Annotated in this window: 4 protein-coding genes; 2 read left to right on the top strand and 2 right to left on the bottom strand. The window is 43.6% G+C overall.

The annotated features are described in order from the left end of the window. Positions 1–375: 375 nt before the first annotated feature. Entirely contained in the window at positions 376–942 is a 567-nt protein-coding gene (locus tag CBW46_RS20850) for a dihydrofolate reductase family protein (RefSeq protein ID WP_089201883.1), read from the bottom strand. 288 nt (positions 943–1,230) lie between these two features. On the opposite strand from CBW46_RS20850, the gene CBW46_RS20845 reads away from it, so the two are divergent. Next, positions 1,231–3,453 carry a PAS domain S-box protein gene (locus CBW46_RS20845; RefSeq protein ID WP_089201882.1) on the top strand — a complete coding sequence of 741 codons (2,223 nt, stop codon included), beginning with the start codon at positions 1,231–1,233 and terminating at the stop codon, positions 3,451–3,453. Between the two features lie 85 nt (positions 3,454–3,538). On the opposite strand, the gene CBW46_RS20840 is transcribed toward CBW46_RS20845, so the two are convergent. Next, positions 3,539–3,853 carry a DUF2325 domain-containing protein gene (locus CBW46_RS20840; protein WP_089201881.1) on the bottom strand — a complete coding sequence of 105 codons (315 nt, stop codon included), beginning with the start codon at positions 3,851–3,853 and terminating at the stop codon, positions 3,539–3,541. A gap of 458 nt (positions 3,854–4,311) precedes the next feature. Between CBW46_RS20840 and CBW46_RS20835 the strand changes: the two genes are divergently transcribed. Beyond that, positions 4,312–5,357 (top strand): IS630 family transposase gene (locus CBW46_RS20835; protein WP_243633425.1). Its coding sequence is split into 2 segments (ribosomal slippage): positions 4,312–4,821 and positions 4,824–5,357, totalling 1,044 coding nucleotides; the frame shifts between segments, so codons are not numbered across the junction. Positions 5,358–5,393: the final 36 nt, after the last annotated feature.

The following is a 5,393-nucleotide window of genomic DNA, read 5'->3' as shown; positions in this document are numbered from 1 at the left end:
GCGATCTCGTTCAAGGTGCTCTCCTCACGCAATACTTCTAACACGATCATGGCCTTCTGTTCCGGGTTGTAGGTTTTCCGTTTGTTTGTCATAGTTTTATTTTATCTTATTTTTTCAGTTCTGTGTCCAACCCTATGGGGACATTATACATAGATAAAATACATTATCCTTTCTGAATTGATTGTTTAAGAAAATATGCATTAAAAAAGGGTCTTCAATTGCAAGACCATTTTTTTTTAGAATGCGTCTTTAAATGATCATATCAACTCATTATCTGGCAGTGGATAGTTTGGATCTTGCGGAAAATACATGTAGTATAATTGCTAAAAGCTGACAGCTTCATGTCAGCGTTCCGAGATAAAGCAGAGAAAACATTTAAGAATGTGCAATATTATTTCCCAAATGATAGATCAGTTGCACAACGCCAGAGGAGAACGTTCTTGTATTAACCAGTTTTAAATTCAATCTCTGTTTTATATCTATAAACAGAGGTTTTCCTTCTCCCAAAATAACAGGGTGCACAGATAATCTAAACTCATCAACAAGCCCTAAATCCATAAAAGTTGTAATAAGACTTGCTCCGCCATATAGCCACATGTCTTTACCAGGCTTATTCTTTAATTTATTTACTTCTTCAAGAATATTATCATTTATGAATATTGCTTTATTATCAGTCCCTTTTTTTGTCCTGGAAAACACATATTTTTCTTTACTATGATATAATCCCCACATTTCTTTTTCAGTATCAGTATGTTCAATTTCTGGAGTAAATTGTCCCCATAAATCGTAGCTTTTTCTTCCATATAAAATAGTATCAATTTGATTTAAGAAATCAATAAACCCCATGTCAGAGTCCATGATGCACCAATCAACTTCCCCATTTTTCCCTTCAATAAAACCATCTAAAGTAACTGCTAAATCTAAAATTATTCTTCGTTTCATGATTTGTTACTCCTTTCGTTGATTTACCCTAGATTATAGACAATAAATAAGTCACCTTGTGTCATATTTATCTGTACGCGAATAACACCAGAGCAGCTTAATTATAAAAAAATATTTATCGACCTTTTTCTACAAAAAATGTATTGATAAACCCGGCAAATCAAACTATATTTAGATGGCACTATTGTCAAATCGGTGTAGTTGAAAAAACAACCCAGAGTAACGCGAGACAGCTAGGAAAGCCGGCTAACTTTCCTTTGCTGTGTCTGAGGAAGGAAGTTATGTTACATGATGCTCGAAAACGAATCATTGTTTGTTCATGCGTTTAATAATGCGCCGATCGGAATGGCACTGGTTACGCCCAACGGTTACTGCATCAAGGTCAATGCTTGCCTGTGCAGCATGCTGGGCTATTCCGAAGAGGAGCTGCTTGCTTTGCATGTCGGGACGCTCACTCATCCGGATGACCTTGACCCTGATCTCAATCTTTCCGAGCAAGCTCTAGCGGGTAAGATCAACCATTATCAGATTGAAAAACGGTATTTTCACAAAATGGGACGTCCGGTGTCGGTGTTAATGAGCGCATCACTTGTGCGCGATGATCAGGGGCAGCCGCTGTATTTTATAGCTCAGATCGAGGATGTTACAGAACGCAGACGCACAGAAAATTTGCTTAAAGCAAACCAGCAGCGATATAAATCATTATTCGAACACCATGCAGACCTCGTGTTAACGATGACGCTCGACGGACGGATACTGAGCGCCAATGATGCCTGTGAAAAGGTGACCGGTATTACCAAGGATGAAATGATCGGCTTAACTCCGGATACTCTTATGCAGAATCCTGAGCTTTTCAATCAATATTTGATGTCGGCAGCCGACGGCGAGCCCAAAGAATTCGAAGAATGTATCGTGCACAAATCCGGAGACGTTCTGCTTCTCAGAATAACGTTTGTGCCGGTCATTGTGGATGACTGTATTGAGGGTGTTTACTGCATCGCCAAAGATATTACCGAATTCAGGGCCACGCAGCGGATACTCAACGAGAACCAGGAGAAATATAAATCCTTATTTCAATACAATCCTGATGCCGTCGCCCAAGTCGATCTTCACCGTAATTTCGTGTCGGTCAATCCCATGTTTTCAACCTTGACCGGATATAGCACTGAGGAACTCCTCAGTATGACATTTGTGGATTTGGCCATTCCCCAAGATGTCACGTTGTGCGTTGCACAATTTAATAAAACACTGGCGGGACAACCGCTCAGCTTCGAGGCTAGAATGCACCACAAGTGCGGCCGTATGATCCATATCAACATCACCAATGTGCCCATCATTGTGGACAATGAGATTGTGGGGATTTATGCGATCGTACAGGACATTACCGAACTGCGATACACATCCAAGCAACTGCGCCAATCCGAAGAACTGTACCAGTTGTTAGCCGAAAACGCTCAAGATATCATTACCTACCTATCCCCCGACGCTATCTTTCAATATGTATCGCCCGGCGTACGAGCGCTGCTCGGGTATGAGCCGGATGACCTCATCGGTCAATTGACTTTTTCGATTTGGCATCCCGATGATGTCACAGCTCTCAGCAAGACAACTGTGCTTCGCAGCTCGGATATCGGCATCTTCACTTGTCGTATACAGCATAAAAATGGGCACTATGTATGGATGGAAACAACAGTCAAGGCTATTCGGAATGATTTTGGCATGGTCGAAAAAATACTGGGGATCGGCCGCGATATCACGGAGCGAAAAAAGGTCGAGGAGGAAAGAAAGCATGCGCAGCTAATGATGCTGAATTCCGAGAAACTATCCGTTGCGGGTCAGTTGGCTGCCGGTATCGCACACGAAATTCGTAACCCTTTGACTGCCATCAAAGGCTTTGTGAAATTATTGCAGCGGCAGCTTCAGGAAAAACCGCACTACTTCGAGATCATCGATTCCGAAATAGACCGCATCGAACTCATCCTCAACGAGCTATTGATTTTGGCTAAGCCGCAAGCCATCGAGTATCATGAAAAAAATCTGCTGTCCATTCTGGAACAGGTGACTACCTTGTTGGAGAGTCAGGCTTTGCTGCGAAACGTCGAGATCCAAAAGCAATTTGACATGCATGAGCTGATCATCCAATGTGACGAAAATCAATTGAAGCAAGTCTTCATTAATTTCATCAAGAATGCCATCGAAGCCATGCCTGACGGCGGTGCACTGTGCATCCGCGTGTCGTTGGAAGGCCGCAGTCAGGATGAAGTCGCTATCTGCATTATAGATCAGGGATGCGGTATCCCCGAAGAACAACTCGCCAAGCTGGGGGAACCCTTCTTCAGCACCAAGGAAAAAGGCACCGGGCTGGGATTCATGGTCAGCAAAAAAATCATTGAAAGCCACGACGGAACACTGCTCGTAAAGAGCAGAGTCAACGAAGGAACAGAGATCAAAATCATACTGCCTAAGTCACGAGTCACAGAACTGCCCGCAACACAGCAAAAACATGCGTGATATGGGATAACTCCGGATATGCGCCGGTCCGGTCGGACGTTGGCAGCGCTGCGCCGCTAATGGCCATCGGGCCGGCATTTTTGCACTAATGCTTGCCGTTTCTTGCAAGCTCGCAGTCCTGAGCGCAGGAGCATAATGCCTTTTGCACGGAACACCAGGCGCGCTTGGCGTAAAAAATGGGCAGATCCTGCTCCTTCGCCTGCTGCTTAATCACTTTGGTCAAGTTATGGTTTATGTAATCCGTCAGCACAAGCACGGCATCGACTTTCTCCGGTATGCTTCTGCGTACCGACTGGCATTTGCGCCCCGACATATGTACAACCTCGTTAAACCCTATAGAAGCCAACTGCTCCGGCATGTTACCCAAATGATCTGCACCTACAACTAAAATCGCCGGCATATACGCCTCCTCCTTTAATTTCCATCAAAATTTGGAAAATCTCTTGTTTTAAATGATAATGGTTATCATTCTCATTGTCAACCTGGGCAAACGAAAAAGGAGAGCCCGCGGTGCAAGAATGCGGTGGAGTCTCCTGGTTGTTCACCGCATATGCGGAACACCATACATTGGCAGATTACAAACACGGGTCTGCTTGCCGCCACACACATGGCGAGGTATTGCAGGCAAGGCCGGCCATCCCTGACTCGCCTTTCACAGTAACTATGAATAAATTACCTCATCAATTAGTTATAGAGAACGTAGTGCAATATAAACAACGTGGTAAAGTAACATATTCTGGAAGTGTATTGGCAACCATCGCAACTATATAAGTTGAACTAAAGATTTTAGAAAACTATGGTAAGGAAATTCATACCTACTTGTCGAATAAGTAATGAACATGAACAGACAGGTAGGGAATGAAGATGGAAAACGCATCAAAATTAGAAGAAGTTAAGCAAGCGATGAAAAAAGCAAAAGATCGACGCATGTACGAGCGTTATCAAGCGCTATATTTATATTTGCAAGGTACCCGAGCGGAAGCGATTGCGCCTATTTTAAACCGAAGTGTTCAAACGGTCAAAGGCTATATTCGAGCGTATGAAACGGGAGGTCTTGCTGCTCTGAAAATGAACCATTCCTCTGGAGCGCCTGTTCGCTTAACGAAAGAGCAACAGGAAAAACTGAAGCAGACCATCGTAAGCTCGGTTCCACATCATGTGGGTTTTACGGCCCGCCACAACTGGACATTGGAAATCATCGCGGCCTTTATTAAACGAGAATTTGGCTATACCTATTCGCTTCGTGGTGTCTCGAAAATGATGCATCGCCAAGGGTTGAGCTATACGAAACCCACGTATACCTTGGCGGCGGCGGATGCAGAAAAGCAGCGCCAGTTTTCGGAAGATACATTCCCTCATTTAAAAAAAGACTGATGAACGATGAAATCGACCATTTACTGTTTGAAGATGAGTCGATGATCCGTGACTACCAAGCCATTCAAAAGACGTGGTTTCTGCGCGGCAAACAACGGATCATCCGCACCACTGGCAAGCATCGCGGCGTCAAACTCCTGGCAACAGTTGACTATGCCAGTGGCGAAATTGTTTGGCAGGAAGATGAACAGTATACAGCAGAGACCTTCTTGTGCTTTCTTCAAAAGGTTGTTGCTCACTATTCGAAGGGCAAAATTGTCATCGTGTTGGATAACGCTCGCATTCATCATGCCAAGTTATTGCAGCCATTTTTAGAAGAGATGCAAGACCGACTCGAATTGGTTTTCCTGCCACCTTACAGTCCAAAATTGAATCTGGTTGAAGGGTTATGGAAATGGCTGAAGTCTGATGTAATTAACAATGTGTTCTACCACACGGTGGCCGAAATCCGTAACAATGTTCAGCAATTTATGGACGAAATTATGAAATCTCGGTGGTCGATCATAGATCGGCTTTGTGTTAGGTTCTAACTCAATTCTAGCGAATTCATTAGTTCAACTTATATA

Origin of the sequence: Paenibacillus xerothermodurans (assembly GCF_002220865.2) — a bacterium.
In the GTDB taxonomy this organism is placed as follows: Bacteria; Bacillota; Bacilli; order Paenibacillales; family NBRC-103111; genus Paenibacillus_S; species Paenibacillus_S xerothermodurans.
The sequence above is the reverse complement of the archived record's forward strand: the minus strand, read 5'-3'. Positions and strand labels throughout refer to the sequence as shown.